Source organism: Streptomyces sp. NPDC037288 (assembly GCF_055603265.1).
The window spans coordinates 22,029-37,787 of the sequence record NZ_JBVJVY010000002.1; the positions used below are offsets into that span (position 1 = coordinate 22,029).

Sequence of the window (15,759 nt, forward strand, 5' to 3'; positions counted from 1 at the left end):
GATACGGTGACGGACATGCCCGACACCCCGTTCGCACCCGTGATCCTCGGCAACGAACCCGGCTCGTTCCCGCACAGCGTGCTGGCCGAACGCCACCCCGCGATCATCCGGCAGGTACGGGACGCCTTCCCGTACGGCCCCGGGCAGCACCGGGCGCTGGACGAGCTGCTGAAGAGCTGCGCCCAGGGGACCGTCGAGCCGCTGACCGCCGATGCCCCGGACCGGGACCGGTGGCAGGAGTGGGGCCTGGCCGGCTGCGCCGGACGCTCCTGGTACGACGTGCCGTGGCTGTGGTCCGAGAGCTACTTCTACCGGCGGCTGCTCGACGCCGTCGGCTGGTTCGGTCCCGGCGCCTGGCAGGGCATCGACCCCTTCCGCCCGTTCAAACGCGCCGAACTCGACGCACCGGAGACCGACGAGGAACTGGCCGCGCTGGATGTCCTGCCCGGCCTGCCCGAGCAGGAGCGGGCGCGCGCCCTGCTGCACGGCTCGCTGTGGGGCAACCGCGCCGACCTGGGCTTCCGGCTCTCCGCCGAGGGCTCCGAGGCCCGGGATCCGGCTCCCGCGCTGGTCGCCGACGACAGCGCGGCCCTGTGGTCACTGCTGCCGCCCGGCGGCACGGCCACGCTCGCCCTGGTCGCCGACAACGCGGGCCGCGAACTCGTCCCGGACCTGCTGCTGATCGCCCATCTCCTGGCCGAGGGCCGGGCGGCGCGGGCGGTCCTGCACGTCAAGCCGCACCCGTACTACGTCTCCGACGCCACGACCGCCGACGTCGTCGACGCGCTGCACCGGCTGCGCAGCGCCTCCGGCGCGGCCGTCGAGTACGCGCGCGTGCTGTGGTCGGCGATGGCCGACGGCCGCCTCACCGTACGCGCCCACCCCTTCTCCTGCGCCCCGCTGCCGTATGCGGAGATGCCGGACGACCTGCGCGCCGAGTTCGCCGCGGCCACGCTGACCGTCTTCAAGGGGGATCTCAACTACCGGCGTCTGGTGGGCGACCGGCTGTGGCCGCCGACCACGCCCTTCCAGGAGACCACCGCCTACTTCCCCGGTCCGGTCGCCGCGCTGCGCACCCTGAAGTCCGATGTGATCACCGGTCTGTCCGCGGCGACCGAGGCCGCGCTGGTGGCGACCGAGGGCCGGCGCTGGCGCACCAGCGGCACGCACGCGCTGATCCAGGTCGACGTCAAGTGACCTGCAGTGGCAATGACGTGATGCCGTTGATGAAGTTGGACACGAGCCGTCCGGCCGGTCCGGCGAGCCGCGGCTCGGGAAGTGCGCTCAGCACCTCCTCGTAGAGCAGCCGTAGCTGAAGCCGCGCGAAGTGGGCGCCCAGGCACACGTGCGGGCCGTCGCCGAAGGACACGTGCGGGTTGGGGGAGCGGGCCGGGTCGAGCCGGGCGGGATCGGTGAAGACCCGCTCGTCCCGGTTGGCCGAAGCGTGGAAGACCACGACCTTGTCACCGGCCCGGATCCGTCGCCCCGCCAGCTCGGTGTCCCGCACGGCGGTCCGGCGGAAGGTCAGCACGGGTGGATGCCAGCGCAGCAGCTCCTCGACCGCGTGCGGAAGTTCCGTCTTGCCCGTCCGCAGCGACTGGTACGCCTCCGGGTGCTCCGCCAGCGCCAGCAGCCCGCCGGGGGCCGCGCCGCGCACGGTGTCGTTGCCGGCGACGGTGAGCAGGAAGAAGAACATCTCCAGCTCGGCGTCGGTGAGTCCGGCGTCGGCCGCGAGGGTGGTCATGACGTCGTCCGCGGGGTGACGCCGTTTGTGTGCGGCCAGGTGACGTGCATAGGCGAACATGTCCTTCAGCATCGCCGGGGAGCGTGGATTGACCGGCTTGCCCGCCTCGTCCAGCACCGGGGGACCGGCCTCGTCCGGGTCCTGGTAGCCGATGACCCGCTGCGTCCAGTGCAGCAGCAGCCGCCGGTCGCTCTCCGGGACGCCCAGCAGATCCGCCAGGTTGAGCAGGGCGTACTCGTCGGTGACGGAGGCCACCAGATCCACCCTGCCGTCCCCTTCCCGCGCCTGCCGAAGCGCCCCGGCGAGCAGGGTGCGCGCCCGCTCCCGGGCGAGCGCCGCGAACCGGTCGACCCGGCCCGGTGTGAACGCCCGGCTCACCAGTCGCCGCAAGCGCCCATGCCACGGGGGATCCTGATTGAGCATCATGCCGCGGATGAACGGCAGGTCCTCCGGGTCCGGGTCGCGGATCTGGGTCGCGCCGAGGTGGGAGGAGTACGTCGCGGCATCCTTCAGCACCCGGACGACGTCCGCGTGCCGGGTCACCGCCCAGAACCCCGGCCCGGCCGGCCAGCCCAGCACCTCCGGCTCCTCCTGCCAGGCGACCGGATGGTGGTCGCGCAGTACGCGGTAGTCGTCATGGGGCACACCGGCGGCGTACCGGCGCGGGTCGAACACATCGGGAACGAACGGCACCTCACCCACCCTCACGCCGCCCCGCCCGGTACCTCGGCACCAGCCCCCCCGGCTGCCGCCTGCTCCCAGCCCCCGTGCCCCTTCCCTCCCGCGTGCCCTTCCCCGCCCGTATGCCCTTCGCCGACCTGGCGCCCCTCGCCGTCCGCGACCCCCACCGGCCCGCCGCCGTCCGCCCGCAGGAAGTCCTCCACCGTGCGCACGAGTTCCAGTGGGCACTCGTCCATCGCGTAGTGCCCGGCGGACGGCAGTGTCACGAGTTCGGCGCGTGGGTACCAGGACATCCAGGTCTGCCGCATCACCTCGGGCGACAGGGCCGGGTCGAGCGCGCCGGCCACGGCCAGGGCGGGAACCCCGCTGCCCGCGACGCCGGCGTGGAAGTCCTGGCCCGCCCACGAGTCCAGCCAGGCCCGGAACGCCTTAGCATCGCTGCGCTCCAGCGAGCGGGCGACCATCCGGTCCAGCCAGACGGCAGGGCGCCGGCCCCCGGTGGTGACGTCGATGATCGCGCGCCGGTTCTCCGGCCGGTGCGCGGCGTCCGTGAAGAGCGCGGCCTGCTCGCCGGCCAGCGGCAGGCCCGAGGCGGGCACCGGGGAGACGCCGACGATCCGCCGCAGCCGGTGCGGGGTGAGCCCGAGCAGCCGCTGTGCCACCGCCCCGCCCATGGAGTGCCCGACCACCGAGAACCGCTCCCAGCCCAGCCGGTCGGCCAGCTCCACCAGGTCGGCGGCCGCCTCGGCCGTCGTGTACGAGCCGGCGGCGTCCCGGGCCTCGCCGTAGCCGCGCAGGTCGACGAGCGCGTAGGTGAAGGCGGCACGGTCGAGATCCGGCAGGACGGCCGCGTAGGCGGACCGGTCGGCGAACCAGCCGTGCACGGCGAACACCTTGTGGGCGCCGTCGCCGTGCACCTCATGGGGCAGCACGAAAGAGGTCATGCGCCTACCGTGGCCTGAGCACGGGGACACGGCAAGGAGGCCGGCCAGGGGGCGTTCCGCGGGCGGTTCACGCGATGGTGTGATCATGTCCCGCGCGGGGGATGGGCGTTGAGGGCCACGGGTAGGGCCCCGGCCATGACGCAGCCGTTCGTACTCCCGCACTTCTACATGCCGTATCCCGCGCGGCTCAACCCGCACCTCGACGAGGCGCGTGCCCACTCCACCGAGTGGGCACGCGGGATGGGCATGCTGGAAGGCTCCGGGATCTGGGAGCAGGCAGACCTGGAGGCGCACGACTACGGGCTGCTGTGTTCCTACACCCACCCCGACTGCGACGGACCGGCCCTCTCGCTGATCACCGACTGGTACGTGTGGGTGTTCTTCTTCGACGACCACTTCCTCGACATGTACAAGCGCACCCAGGACCGCGCGGCCGGCAAGGCCCACCTGGACCGCCTGCCGCTGTTCATGCCGCTCGACCTGGCAACCCCAGTGCCGGAGCCGGAGAATCCCGTCGAGGCGGGCCTGAAGGACCTGTGGGCGCGCACGGTGCCGAAGATGTCCGTGGACTGGCGCCGCCGCTTCTCCGTGGCCACCGAGCACCTGCTCAACGAGTCGATGTGGGAGCTGTCGAACATCAGCGAGGGGCGGATCGCCAACCCCGTCGAGTACATCGAGATGCGCCGCAAGGTGGGCGGCGCCCCGTGGTCGGCCGGACTCGTGGAGTACGCGACCGCCGAGGTGCCGGCCGCCGTCGCCGGCACCCGGCCGCTGCGCGTCCTGATGGAGACCTTCTCCGACGGCGTCCACCTGCGCAACGACCTCTTCTCCTACCAGCGCGAGGTCGAGGAGGAGGGCGAGAACAGCAACGGCGTGCTCGTCCTGCAGACCTTCTTCGGCTGTACGACCCAGGAGGCCGCCGAGACCGTCAACGACATCCTCACCTCGCGCCTGCACCAGTTCGAGCACACCGCGTTCACCGAAGTCCCGGCCGTCGCCCTGGAGAAGGGCCTCACCCCGGCGGAGACCGCCGCGGTCGCCGCCTACGCCAAGGGACTTCAGGACTGGCAGTCGGGCGGCCACGAATGGCACATGCGCTCCAGCCGCTACATGAACAAGGGCGCCCGCCCCGACTCGCCCTGGCAGCTGCCGAGCGGCCCCGGCACCTCGGCCGCCGACGTCGGCGCGCTTCTCGCCTCGGCCGCGCAGGAACGCCTGCGCGCCTACACCCACGTTCCGTTCCAGAAGGTCGGCCCGTCCCTCCTGCCCGAGTTCCCCATGCCGTACCGGCTCGAACTGAGCCCCCACCTGGACGGCGCCCGGCGCAACCTCGTCGCCTGGTCGCACGGCATGGGCATCCTGGAGGAGGGCGTCTGGGACGAGGACAAACTCGCCGCCTTCGACCTCGCGCTGTGCTCCGCGGGCCTGGACCCGGACGCCTCCCCCGAGGCGCTCGACCTCAGCGCCCAGTGGCTCGCATGGGGGACGTACGGTGACGACTACTACCCGCTGGTCCACGGCCACCGCCGAGACCTCGCCGCCGCCCGGTTGACCACGGCCCGGCTCTCACAGTGCATGCCCGTGGCGGGCGAGCCGGCCCTCGTCCCGGCCGACGCGATGGAGCGGGGACTGATCGACCTGTGGGCGCGGACGACGGCCGGCATGACCGCCGACCAGCGGCGCACCCTGAAGGCGGCCGTGGACACGATGACCGAGAGCTGGGTGTGGGAGCTGTCCAACCAGCTGCAGAACCGCATCCCCGACCCGGTCGACTACCTGGAGATGCGGCGCGCCACCTTCGGCTCCGACCTCACCCTGAGCCTGTGCCGGATGGGCCAGGGGCCCGCCGTACCGCCGGAGGTGTACCGCAGCGGGCCGGTGCGCTCACTGGAGAACGCCGCCATCGACTACGCCTGTCTCCTCAACGACATCTTCTCGTACCAGAAGGAGATCGAGTACGAGGGCGAGATCCACAACTGTGTCCTGGTGGTGCAGAACTTCTTCGGCGTCGACTACCCGACCGCGCTCGGTGTCGTCCATGACCTGACCACCCAGCGCATGCGGCAGTTCGAACACGTCATCGCGCACGAACTGCCCCTGCTCTACGACGACTTCGCGCTGTCGGGGCAGGCTCGCGCCGCCATGGACGGTTACGTCCGCGACCTGCAGAACTGGCTCGCCGGGATCCTGAACTGGCACCGCGAGGTCGACCGCTACAAGGCCGAGTGGCTGGGCCGCCGTTCGCACGGTTTCCTGCCCGACCGCGCCCCCGCCGTGCCGGCCCTGTCGCTCGTACCGACCCTGTCGCTGGGCCCGGCCCCGTCGCTCGGCTGACGATCGCGGAATCCTCGCGTACGGAAGCGGGCATTCTGGGAACTTCGGTGAGTCCTCGTGAGTCTTGTGGAGCAAGGGGAACAACAGACCACGAACACACGGGGGTGTTCGACCTTGACCGAGATCGTCGACAGGCTCACCGAGGAGGCGGTGGGCGAGCAGGTTCCGGCGGTGGACGAACTGACGCCGTACATGGTGCCCTTGACCGTCCCGCCGGTCCTGCGTCGCGCCGTGGACGACGTCCTGCGCGAGACCGAGATCGCGGTGCTCCCGACCTGGGTGCGCCTCCACCCGCAACTGCCGCCGACCCTGATGTGGGGGTACGACGGGCATGTGCCGGGCCCGACCACCGAGGTGCGGCGCGGACAGCGCGTCCGCATCGCCTGGACCGACCGTGTACCGAAGGACGGCGAGTATCCGGTCACCTCCGTCGAGGTGCCCGCCCGCGCGCCCGGCACCCCGCCCGCCTCCACCGCGCCGGGCCGCGAGGGCGTCGAGCCGAACAAGGACGTCGCGGCCCCGCCCGCCTGGACCGTGACCCTTGAACGGTGGCGCCCACGGCGGTCACGGTGAGGACCACACGGGCTGAGGACCGAGGGGCCGCGGTGTGAGGGCCGCGGGGTCGCCACTCGGCGGTTCCGGGCTGACGGGACTGTCCGGGGTCGACGGTCCGCGGGGCCCTGGGCCTACGGTCCGTGGGGCCGCAAGGTGCCGGTGCGGAGCTGACGGGACGGCCCGGACCGGCGGCCCCGGCAGGCCGGCGTGCGACGGTCGGGGAGCCGGGGGGCCGCGGCGGCTACGCCGGTCGGGCGAGTCCGGACGCCGCGTGCTCGACCGCGGCTTGCGCCAGGGCCCGGACCATCGGGTGCGGGCGCGAGCCGTCCCCGGCCAGCTCCGGCTGGAACAGGGACGCCAGGAAGAAGGGATGACCCGGGAGTTCGGCGACCCGCACCTGGCCGTCCTCGTCGTGTCCGGAGAACCGCAGCCCGTGGGCGCGCAGCGTGTCGAGGTGGCGGGAGGGGCCATAGGCGCAGAAGTACCGCTCGACCGTGCGCGAAGAACCGATCACGGACTCCGCCAGCGAGCCCGGTTCGATCGTCACCGCCGCCTCGTGGCCCAGCAGCGAGCAGGCCAGCGGCTCGATGAGCAGGTCCGTGGCGTCGGGGTCGTTCTCGGCGTGCGCGACCCCGGTCAGACCGCAGACGTCGCGGGCGAACTCCAGCAGCGTGTGCTGGAAGCCGCCGCACGTGCCGAGAAACGGAATGCCCTCCTCACGGGCGGTGCGCACGGCCGCGAGGACCCCCGCCTCGCTGCGGTACGGGCTGCCCGGCAGCACCCACACGGCGTCGAACCCCCGGACCGCGCCCTCGGCCTCGGCGTCCTCGGAGGAAATCCAGTACGCGTCCAGGACCAGCCGGTCGCGTGCGGCCAGGGCGTCCAGCAGCAGCGGCACGCGCGTGTGGGAAACGACATGGGGGGAGCGGTCGCCGACGAGGGCGATGGTGGCGGTGTTCGTCATGGCTCTCATCCTCAGCTCCCCCATTACTTCACGTCCAACGATGATTACTGGACCATCGATAAGCAAAGCTGATGAGACCCTGGGTCGCATGGACCCGCATCTGCTGCGCACCTACGTCACCGTGGCCCGCCTCGCGTCCTTCTCGGAGGCCGCCCGCGAGCTGGGCTACACCCAGTCCGCCGTCTCCCAGCACATCGCCGCGCTCGAACAGGACCTGGGCGCGCCCCTGCTGACCCGGCGGCCCGTCGTGCCCACCGCGGCCGGGGAGCGGCTGCTGGAACACGCGGGCCCGTTGCTGCTGCGCCTGGACGCGGCCCGTGCCGACGTCGTCCGCATGGCCGCGGCGCCCCAGCAGGGGCTGACCCTCGCCACCACCCCGACCGCGCTCGGCGCCGGTGTCCTCGCCGCCCTGCCACCGGCCGGTGTCACCCTGCGCGTCCTCACCCGCGCGGAGATCCCGGCCGCCGTCGCCACCGGCACCGCCGACCTCGGCCTGGTCGACGGGCTGGCCGCACCGAGCGATCCGCTGCGGCTGCCGGACGTGGCACCGCTGACCACCCACGGCATCGCCGAGGAACCCGTGAGCGTCCTGCTGCCCGCCGGGCACCCCCTCGCCGCCCGGTCTGGCCTGCGCCTCGCCGACCTCGCCGACGCCCGCTGGCTCGACGCGCCCGACGCGGCCCTCCCGCTGGACCACCTGCGCGCCGCGACCGGCGGCGGCGCCTTCCGCCCCGCCCTGCGCTACGAGGGCACCGACCTGCGCACCCTCACCGCCCTCGCCGCCGCCGGACACGGCCTCACCCTGCTGCCCCGCCGGGCCGCCACCGCCGTACCCGGCACGGTCGCCGTCCCGCTCACCGCGCCCCGGGTGGCCCACCGCACCGAACTCGTCCACGGCGGAAGTCCCCGGGGAGCGGCGGCCGAGGTGGTGCGGAAGCTGGTGCGAGCGGCGTGAGGACCGAGGGATTCCCAGGGGTTATGGCTACCCTCCGCCACCCTTCGGCCAGTCTCACTCGTTCGTGTCTCGTCGCGGCCCCCCGCCCCGGGTAGAGCACCAGCCGGAGGCGAGCGAACCATGGATCAGACTGCGTTGCGTCCCAAGCCGATGCCCGGTCAGGACCCGCGGCAGGGCGGCGGCGACCCCGTCCCGGCCCACCGCCCGCACGCCGCCCGCCGGCGTGGACGGCGGCTGCGGACCGTGCTGTTCGGCCTGTGCACCGGCACCGTGCTGGTGCTGTCCGGCGTCGGCATCGGCACGGTCGGCGCCACGGTGATCGGCATGAGCAGGCTCGCGGAGCTGCAGCGCCAGGCCCCGCCGGCCAGGCCGCCGGCCCGGGCCACCCCCGCCGCCACCCCGACCCCCGCTCCGGCCGCCACCCCCGGGGCGACCCTGGGCGTCGAGGCCGTCGACGCCGAGAAGGCCGGCGCACTGGTCGTGGGGGTGCACGTGCCCGGCCCCGGCTATGCGGCCGGCCTGGTCCGCGGGGACGTCCTGCTGCAGTTCGGCTCCGCCCGCGTGGACACCGCCGCCGACCTCGCCCGGGCCGTCGCCCGCGCCCGGCCCGGCAAGCCGGTGCTCCTCACCGTGCGTCACGCCGGCGGCGGCTACCAGCAGTTGACGGTCCTGCCGGGCCTGGTGATCTGAGCGGGGCCGACACGAGCCCCGCCTCACGCTCTCTCGGTCACCCCGGGAATCTCGCTGGTCACCATCCGCACCGCGCGCCATGATGGCCCCATGCCGAGTCCCTTTTGCGCCCAGCGTGCCCCGCGTGGAGCACCGGCGATCGGCTCGCGTGACCCTGTCCGGCCGGGCAGGATGCTGCCCGGGACGCCCTCGCCCGTTTCCTCACCCGCGCCCGGAGGCCCGGATGACCGGTAGTACGCCCGCGCCCTTCACCGCCGCCGACTACAGGGCCCGCATGGAGCGCGCCGCGCGCTGCGCGGCCGACGCCGGCCTCGCGGGGCTGCTCGTGGCACCGGGACCGGACATGGTCTGGCTCACCGGCTACACACCCACCGCCGTCACCGAACGGCTCACCGCGCTGGTCCTCGCCCCCGGCCGGGACCCCGTGCTCGTCGTGCCGACCCTGGAGGCACCGGACGCCGAGCACGCGGCCGGCGCGTCCGCGCTCACCCTGCGCGACTGGACCGACGGCAAGGACCCCTACGCCGTCACCGCCGCGCTCCTCGACGACCACGGCCGGTTCGGCATCAGCGACAACACCTGGGCCATGCACCTGCTGGGCCTGCAGCGGGCCCTGCCCGGCACCTCCTACGCCTCTCTCACCGACGCCCTCCCGATGCTGCGCGCCGTCAAGGACGCCGCGGAACTGGAACTCCTCGCCGCCGCCGGAGCGGCTGCCGACGCAACGTTCGAGGAGATCCGCAACGTTCCCTTCGCCGGCCGCCGCGAGTCCGACGTCGGCCACGACCTCGCCGCGCTGCTGCGCCGCTTCGGTCATGAACAGGTCGACTTCACCATCGTCGGCTCCGGCCCCAACGGCGCCAACCCGCACCACGAGGTCGGCGACCGCGTGATCCGGCACGGCGACATGGTCGTCCTGGACTTCGGCGGCCTGAAGGACGGCTACGGCTCCGACACCACCCGCACGGTCCATGTGGGCGAGCCCACCGAGGAGGAGCGCCGGGTGCACGATGTCGTCCGCGAGGCCCAGGAGGCGGGCTGCCGGGCCGTCCGTCCGGGCGCCGCCTGCCAGGAGGTCGACCGTGCGGCCCGCGCGGTGATCACCGACGCGGGGTACGGCGCGTACTTCATCCACCGCACCGGGCACGGCATCGGCGTCACCACGCACGAGCCGCCGTACATGATCGAGGGCGAGGCGCAGCCCCTCGTGCCCGGCATGTGCTTCTCCGTGGAGCCCGGCATCTACCTGCCCGGCCGTTTCGGGGTGCGCATCGAGGACATCGTCACGGTGACCGAGGACGGCGGGCGCCGCCTCAACAACACCACGCGTGACATGGTCATAGTGGACTGAGGGACCACGGAGCGACCCAGGGGACCGACCCTCGACGACATCCAGGAACGGCGACGCGCGACCCATGACCCAGGCACCGACACCCACCGCGGACACCGTCCGCAGACTGGTCCGTTCGCTGCTCAAGGAGGGCGGCAACGGCACCGGGGGACCCGATGTGCGGCCCGTGACGGAGGGCCGCGCGCACACGTGGTGGGTCGGCACCCGCCATGTACTGCGCCTCGCGCCCGACCGCGAGTCCTCCGCCGGCCGCCGCCGGGAACTGCGCCTGCGCGACCTGGTCCGCCCGCACGTGCCCGTCGCCGTCCCCACCAGCGTCGCGCACGGCGACTGGGCGCCCGGCCTCGCCTACACCCTGGACACCAAGGTGCCCGGCGGTACGGCCGACGAGCACGACGTCTCCGCCGTCGGCGAGGCCGACCTCGCCGGGCTGCTCACCGGGCTGCGCGCGGTGCCCGTACGGCAGGCCGAGGCGCTCGGCGTGTCGCGCACCGCCCCGCGCTCCCTGGAGGCGCTGCGCCGCATGGCCGTGCACGCCGCCGAACGGCTCGCCGCCGCCGACGAGTTCGACGCCGCCCGGCTCCATCAGCTGACCCCGCCCGGCGCGGCCCAGCTCGCCGCTCAGCCCGCCACCGCCGTCCTCACCCACCACGGCCTGACCGGCGAGCACGTGGTGGTCAGCGCCGACGGGCGGGTCCGCGGCATCCTGGACTGGACCCAGGCGGCCTGGGGTGATCCCGCCGAGGACATCGCCGGGCTCGCCGTCGCCGTCGGCTCCCCGGCGGCCGTCCGGGCCGCCACCCTGGCCGGCTACGGTGCCCGCCCCTGCCTGCGCGGCCTGTGGCTCGCCCGCTGCGACACGGTCATCCGACTCGCCGACCATCTGGAAGGCCGTGCGGTGGGTTCCCTGCCCCTGCTTCAAACGCAGCTGCGGCGGGCCTGGGAGCCGATCCTTCTGGAGCGGTTGTCGGACTTCAAGGAGGAGGAAGAGCCGGAGCCGTAGCGCGCCCCCGAAGGGGCACGGGGACCGCGCGACCGGCCACGACGCGGCCGCAGCCGCCCACGGCCTCACGTGGCCCGGCGGGCGGGCTTCTCAGGGCTGCGACAGGACCACGCACGATTCCCCGGGGAGCTGGAGCAACCCGTCCGGTCCCGGCACCCGCACCGGCTCCCAGGCCGCCAGGACCGCAGCGGGGCGGGTGCCCAGGGGGATGGCCGCCGGCTCCTTGCCGAGGTTCACCGCCACGCGGACGTCACCGCGCCGGAAGGCCAGCCAGCGGGCCTGCTCGTCGTACGCCACCTTCGTGTCTGCCAGGTCGGGGTCGGTGAGGTCGGGCTGGTCGCGACGCAGCGCGATCAGCTGCCGGTACCAGGCGAGCACGCGCGCGTGGGGCTCGCGTTCCGGCTCCGACCAGTCGAGGCAGGACCGCTCCCGGGTCGCCGGGTCCTGCGGATCCGGTACGTCCTCTTCGGCCCAGCCGTGCGCCGCGAACTCCCGCCGCCGGCCCCGCCGTACCGCCTCGGCCAGCTCCGGATCGGTGTGGTCGGTGAAGAACTGCCAGGGCGTGCCCGCCGCCCACTCCTCGCCCATGAACAGCATCGGCGTGAACGGCGAGGTCAGCGTCAGCGTCGCCGCGCAGGCCAGCAAGCCGGGGGACAGGCGGGCGGAGAGCCGGTCGCCCTGGGCGCGGTTGCCGACCTGGTCGTGGGTCTGGCTGTAACCGAGCAGCCGGTGCCCGGCCACCCGCGCACGGTCCAGCGGGCGGCCGTGGTGCCGGCCCCGGAACGACGAGTACGTGCCGTCGTGGAAGTAGCCGCCGGCGAGTGTCTTGGCGAGTGCGGCGAACGGGGCACGGGCGAAGTCCGCGTAGTAGCCCTGGCACTCGCCGGTCAGCAGGGTGTGCAGGGCGTGGTGGAAGTCGTCGTTCCACTGCGCGTGCAGTCCGAGACCGTGCTCCGCGCGCGGGGTGATGAACCGCGGGTTGTTCAGGTCCGACTCGGCGATCAGGAACAGCGGCCGGCCCACTTCCTCGGCGAGACCGTCCACGGCCGCCGACAGCTCCTCCAGGAAGTGGCACGCGCGCGTGTCGTACAACGCGTGCACCGCGTCCAGGCGCAGCCCGTCGATCCGGTAGTCCCGCAGCCACGCCAGCGCGCTGCCCACGAGGAACGCGCGCACCTCGTCCGAGCCCGGCGCGTCCAGGTTCACCGCCGAGCCCCACGGCGTGTGGTGCGTGTCGGTGAAGTACGGTCCGAAGGCGGGCAGATGGTTGCCCGACGGGCCCAAGTGGTTGTGCACGACGTCCAGGACGACACCGAGACCGAGTGCGTGCGCCCGGTCGACGAAGCGTTTCAGTGCCTCGGGACCGCCGTACGGCTCGTGCACCGCCCACAGCGACACCCCCTCGTAACCCCAGCCGTGCCGCCCCGGGAAGGGACACAACGGCATCAACTCGACGTGCGTGACGCCCAGTTCCACCAGGTGCTCCAGCCGGGCCGCCGCCGCGTCCAGCGTGCCCTCGGGGGTGTACGTGCCCACGTGCAGCTCGTACAGCACGGCATCCGGCAGCCCGCGCCCCGCCCACCGCGTACGCCACGTGTAGCGCCCGTGGTCCACGACCGCGCTCAGCCCGTCCGGGCCGTCCGGCTGGCGGCGCGAGCGCGGATCGGGCCGCACGGGACCGTCGTCCAGCGCGAACCCGTACCGGGTCCCGTCCCCGGCCTCCGCCTCCCCCGTCCACCAGCCCGCGCGGTCGGGATCACGCGTCAACGCGCGCGTACCCCCCTCCCGATGGAGCGTCACTCGGTCTGCCTGCGGTGCCCACACCTCGAACTGCACGGACGGTTCCCCTTCGTCTGTGATGTCTCGCCTGCTCACCGTGATGTCCCGCGTCCCCATCGTGCCCGCCCGGACGATCAATCCGCTTTTGAATTCACCCTTTCCCGGTGGGTGTCGCGGAAGTACGCGCGGATCGGCGGCGATTCCCCGTTTTCTGGACACCCGGGGTTCCCTGCCCGACAATCACCTGCGTGACGTCGTCCTTCGAGTTCTCCACCTACCCCGCGCGGCCGTCCGACGAGGAGCGCGACAAGGCGCTGCGGGTGCTGCGTGACGGCGTCGCCCTGGGCCGGCTCTCGCACGACACGTTCGTACGCCGCATGGAGCTGGCGCTGGCCGCCCGCCGGGCCGACGAACTGGCCGCCCTCGTCGCCGACCTGCCCCGCGAGAACCGTTTCTCCCGCGCGGTCCTCGGCACCGTGGAGGCCGTCTCCGGGTTCACCGTACGGCTGCGCCGCGCCTGGCAGGCCGAGCGGCTGCCCAAGCTGCTGCTGCCGCGCCCCGCGCACGCCCACCCGCTGCGCATCGGCCGCGACCCCGCGAGCGGACTGCGCCTGAACCACGAGACCGTCTCGCGCGTGCACGCCGAACTCAGCCACCAGGCGGGCCTGTGGGTCCTCAGAGACCTCGGCTCCACCAACGGCACCACCGTCAACGGCCGCCGGGTGATCGGCTCGGTCGTCGTCCGCGAGGGCGACCAGGTCGCCTTCGGCCGGATGGCGTTCCGGCTCGCCACGAGCTGAGCGGCGACGGCCGGCCCTGCGCCGGCGGGGCGCACGCTCACGCGCGCGTGCCCTCCCGATCGGGTGAGCCGGGGTGCGGAACGCGCGCCGGCGTGCCGATGCAAGGTGCATGACGTACATCACCAGAGTCACAGCGACGGCCGGCGCCCTGCTGACGGCCGCCGGACTGCTCGCCGCGGCCCCGGCCCAGGCGGCACCCCGCAGCACGTTCCCCCTCACCGACAACTGGCTCTATCTCACCGTCGCCCGCGGTGAGACCGTCCAGTCCGGCGACAAGCACGGCACACTGCTGCTGTGCGACCCGCTGCCCCTCGGGTACGCACGCGCGGCCGAGGCCTGTGCCGAACTCGCGGCCGTCGAGGGTGACATCGCCCGCATCCCGAAGAAGAAGGTCTTCTGCCCGATGATCTACGCTCCCGTGACCGTGCACGCGCACGGGCAGTGGAACGGACGTCCGGTCGACTACCAGGAGACCTACTCCAGCAAGTGCGTCATGGAGGCACGGACGGGAGCGGTGTTCGCCGTGGAGCACTGAGCCGGGCCGGCGGGAGGCACGACACGGGCGGCGCGGGCGGCCTCACAGCACCCGCTCACGGGCCTGCTGTGCCGCCACGAGCACCGTCCGGGACTGGTGCTCCACCTGGTGCTCCAACGGCACCCAGCGGGCCCGGAAACGCGCCGCGAAGGCATCGCACCAGACGGTGACGAGCTGTTCCAGCCGCGGCGCCGCCCGGTCGTCCGTCTCCCGCAGCACCCGCAGCAGCATCGCCGCCGCCCGCAGCGGCAGCCGCCGCCCGAAGGCGTCCACGCTGCCGACGTACGCCATCGTCGTACCGGCCGGCGGGGTGTGGATCCAGTCCTCGGCCAGGCCGGGGATCAGCTCCAGCGCCCAGCGCGCCGCCCGCAGCAGCGGGCCGTCCACTCCCTCGAGGCGGGGCAGCGCGTCGCCGAGCACGCGCTCCACCTCCAGCGAGTCCCGCAGCAGCCGCTGCGCCAGACGCCGTATCGCCGCCGCCGGAGCCGGGTGCGGCGCCGGATCGTCCACCAGGTCGCTCGCCCACATCGGCACCTCCACCACGGCCGTCAGACCGCCGTACCGGTGCGCGTGGTACCAGGTACTGTGCCGTGCGTCGTCCGGCATGCTCGGGTAGGCGACGCCCGTGTCCGGGCCGGGCATGACATGCACCCCGGGGCCGGAGGCCGGCCATCCGGCGGCGTCCGAGGCGCCCGTCTCCACCGGGATGTGCAGTTGCGCCGCCGACTTGGCGAACGGCTCGGCGAGCCCCGGTACGTCCCTGGTCAGCTGCACCCAGCTGCCGCCCAGATCGGTGCCGTGCAAGGTCACCTGGAGGTAGGGCCGCAGCTCGTCGATCACCCCGGTCAGCGCCCGGGTCTCGGGCGGCAGCCGGTCCGGCGGCAGCACGGACGGCGACCACTCCGGCTGCTCGGCGCCCGTCGGCCGGTAGAAGCCGAGGTGGTAGTCGAGCAGGCTGCGCGGCGCCGGTGTCACATGCAGGCTCGCGCCGTCCGGGTCCGCGCACAGCAGGAAGTGCCAGGACGTCTCCGCCCGCAGCTCCCGCTCGGCCAGCACTCTTTCGGCAAGCACCCGCAGGGTGGAGCCCCCGGTCGGCTCGTTGGCGTGGGCGCCGGCGACCACCAGCACCGCCCGCCGGGCATGCCCCACCGACAGCAGGTGCAGGGGTCTTCCCGCGCGCGAGACGCCCACCTGCCTGAGCGAGCACAGCCCGGGTTCCCGAGCGGCCAACGCCTGTGCGGAGGCGATCAGTTCGGGAACGCTGGGATAGCGCAGCTCCGGCAGAAGACTCACCCCCGACTTGTTCCGCCCGGCTTCGCCCTCCAAGTCCCGCACGCGAAGGATGACCTGTCAAGCATGCGGCGGGGAAGGCTACCGGGGGCGCCCGGACTCAGGCCGGGGGCGCGGCGCGGGCGGCGCGTGCC

The 15,759-nt window shown here is 73.5% G+C and carries 13 protein-coding genes and 1 pseudogene; 9 read left to right on the forward strand and 5 right to left on the reverse strand.

Translation table 11 applies throughout. The features are described from left to right. The first annotated feature begins 15 nt into the window (after nt 1-15). Nucleotides 16-1,197, forward strand: a complete 1,182-nt coding sequence (locus ACZ7GZ_RS02480; RefSeq protein WP_471020255.1) for a damage-control phosphatase ARMT1 family protein — start codon at nt 16-18, stop codon at nt 1,195-1,197. Here the strand turns inward: ACZ7GZ_RS02480 and ACZ7GZ_RS02485 are convergent. Together ACZ7GZ_RS02485 and ACZ7GZ_RS02490 are read right to left on the reverse strand one after the other, a co-directional pair. After that, nucleotides 1,190-2,446, reverse strand: coding sequence for a cytochrome P450 (locus ACZ7GZ_RS02485; RefSeq protein ID WP_471020765.1), 1,257 nt, complete (start codon nt 2,444-2,446; stop codon nt 1,190-1,192). The genes ACZ7GZ_RS02480 and ACZ7GZ_RS02485 overlap by 8 nt on opposite strands. Nucleotides 2,447-2,448: 2 nt before the next feature. Further along, entirely contained in the window at nt 2,449-3,369 is a 921-nt protein-coding gene (locus ACZ7GZ_RS02490; protein WP_471020256.1) for an alpha/beta fold hydrolase, read from the reverse strand. 135 nt (nt 3,370-3,504) lie between these two features. Here ACZ7GZ_RS02490 and cyc2 point away from each other — a divergent pair, with 135 nt between their 5' ends. Both cyc2 and ACZ7GZ_RS02500 read left to right on the forward strand, forming a co-directional pair. Further along, nucleotides 3,505-5,703: a germacradienol/geosmin synthase Cyc2 gene (cyc2, locus tag ACZ7GZ_RS02495; protein ID WP_471020258.1), complete on the forward strand. Its 2,199-nt coding sequence runs from the start codon at nt 3,505-3,507 to the stop codon at nt 5,701-5,703. A gap of 114 nt (nt 5,704-5,817) precedes the next feature. Then, a pseudogene (locus ACZ7GZ_RS02500) lies at nt 5,818-6,243 on the forward strand (cupredoxin domain-containing protein); the annotation flags it as partial. A gap of 256 nt (nt 6,244-6,499) precedes the next feature. Here ACZ7GZ_RS02500 and ACZ7GZ_RS02505 read toward each other — a convergent pair. Further along, nucleotides 6,500-7,222, reverse strand: coding sequence for a CTP synthase C-terminal region-related (seleno)protein (locus ACZ7GZ_RS02505; RefSeq protein ID WP_471020261.1), 723 nt, complete (start codon nt 7,220-7,222; stop codon nt 6,500-6,502). A gap of 88 nt (nt 7,223-7,310) precedes the next feature. On the opposite strand from ACZ7GZ_RS02505, the gene ACZ7GZ_RS02510 reads away from it, so the two are divergent. The 4 genes from ACZ7GZ_RS02510 (at nt 7,311) to ACZ7GZ_RS02525 (ending at nt 11,221) form a co-directional block, all read left to right on the forward strand. Further along, nucleotides 7,311-8,177 carry a LysR family transcriptional regulator gene (locus ACZ7GZ_RS02510; protein WP_471020262.1) on the forward strand — a complete coding sequence of 289 codons (867 nt, stop codon included), beginning with the start codon at nt 7,311-7,313 and terminating at the stop codon, nt 8,175-8,177. A 120-nt stretch (nt 8,178-8,297) separates the two neighbouring features. Beyond that, nucleotides 8,298-8,867: a PDZ domain-containing protein gene (locus ACZ7GZ_RS02515; RefSeq protein WP_471020264.1), complete on the forward strand. Its 570-nt coding sequence runs from the start codon at nt 8,298-8,300 to the stop codon at nt 8,865-8,867. A gap of 223 nt (nt 8,868-9,090) precedes the next feature. Beyond that, the gene (locus ACZ7GZ_RS02520) at nt 9,091-10,218 is read left to right on the forward strand and encodes an aminopeptidase P family protein (protein WP_471020266.1); all 1,128 of its coding nucleotides are present in this window, start codon (nt 9,091-9,093) and stop codon (nt 10,216-10,218) included. A 64-nt stretch (nt 10,219-10,282) separates the two neighbouring features. Next, the gene (locus tag ACZ7GZ_RS02525) at nt 10,283-11,221 is read left to right on the forward strand and encodes a phosphotransferase family protein (RefSeq protein WP_471020268.1); all 939 of its coding nucleotides are present in this window, start codon (nt 10,283-10,285) and stop codon (nt 11,219-11,221) included. A 90-nt stretch (nt 11,222-11,311) separates the two neighbouring features. Here the strand turns inward: ACZ7GZ_RS02525 and treZ are convergent, their stop codons facing one another. Further along, complete coding sequence (gene treZ, locus ACZ7GZ_RS02530) at nt 11,312-13,057, reverse strand: malto-oligosyltrehalose trehalohydrolase (RefSeq protein WP_471020271.1); 1,746 nt, start codon at nt 13,055-13,057, stop codon at nt 11,312-11,314. A gap of 191 nt (nt 13,058-13,248) precedes the next feature. On the opposite strand from treZ, the gene ACZ7GZ_RS02535 reads away from it, so the two are divergent. Together ACZ7GZ_RS02535 and ACZ7GZ_RS02540 are read left to right on the forward strand one after the other, a co-directional pair. Then, entirely contained in the window at nt 13,249-13,800 is a 552-nt protein-coding gene (locus ACZ7GZ_RS02535; RefSeq protein ID WP_471020272.1) for a DUF1707 and FHA domain-containing protein, read from the forward strand. Nucleotides 13,801-13,909: 109 nt separating this feature from the next. Then, the gene (locus tag ACZ7GZ_RS02540) at nt 13,910-14,335 is read left to right on the forward strand and encodes an SSI family serine proteinase inhibitor (RefSeq protein ID WP_471020273.1); all 426 of its coding nucleotides are present in this window, start codon (nt 13,910-13,912) and stop codon (nt 14,333-14,335) included. Nucleotides 14,336-14,377: 42 nt separating this feature from the next. On the opposite strand, the gene ACZ7GZ_RS02545 is transcribed toward ACZ7GZ_RS02540, so the two are convergent. Then, nucleotides 14,378-15,628 (reverse strand): M14 family zinc carboxypeptidase, encoded by a 1,251-nt coding sequence (locus ACZ7GZ_RS02545; RefSeq protein WP_471020276.1) that lies wholly within the window; start codon nt 15,626-15,628, stop codon nt 14,378-14,380. Nucleotides 15,629-15,759 lie beyond the last annotated feature (131 nt).

Bases quoted from the DNA above. Each gene is read 5' to 3' on its own strand.
- ACZ7GZ_RS02480 (WP_471020255.1), top strand. From the start codon at position 16: ATGCCCGACACCCCGTTCGCACCCGTGATCCTCGGCAACGAACCCGGC.
- ACZ7GZ_RS02490 (WP_471020256.1), bottom strand. From the start codon at position 3,369: ATGACCTCTTTCGTGCTGCCCCATGAGGTGCACGGCGACGGCGCCCAC.
- cyc2 (WP_471020258.1), top strand. From the start codon at position 3,505: ATGACGCAGCCGTTCGTACTCCCGCACTTCTACATGCCGTATCCCGCG.
- ACZ7GZ_RS02505 (WP_471020261.1), bottom strand. From the start codon at position 7,222: ATGACGAACACCGCCACCATCGCCCTCGTCGGCGACCGCTCCCCCCAT.
- ACZ7GZ_RS02510 (WP_471020262.1), top strand. From the start codon at position 7,311: ATGGACCCGCATCTGCTGCGCACCTACGTCACCGTGGCCCGCCTCGCG.
- ACZ7GZ_RS02515 (WP_471020264.1), top strand. From the start codon at position 8,298: ATGGATCAGACTGCGTTGCGTCCCAAGCCGATGCCCGGTCAGGACCCG.
- ACZ7GZ_RS02520 (WP_471020266.1), top strand. From the start codon at position 9,091: ATGACCGGTAGTACGCCCGCGCCCTTCACCGCCGCCGACTACAGGGCC.
- ACZ7GZ_RS02525 (WP_471020268.1), top strand. From the start codon at position 10,283: ATGACCCAGGCACCGACACCCACCGCGGACACCGTCCGCAGACTGGTC.
- ACZ7GZ_RS02540 (WP_471020273.1), top strand. From the start codon at position 13,910: ATGACGTACATCACCAGAGTCACAGCGACGGCCGGCGCCCTGCTGACG.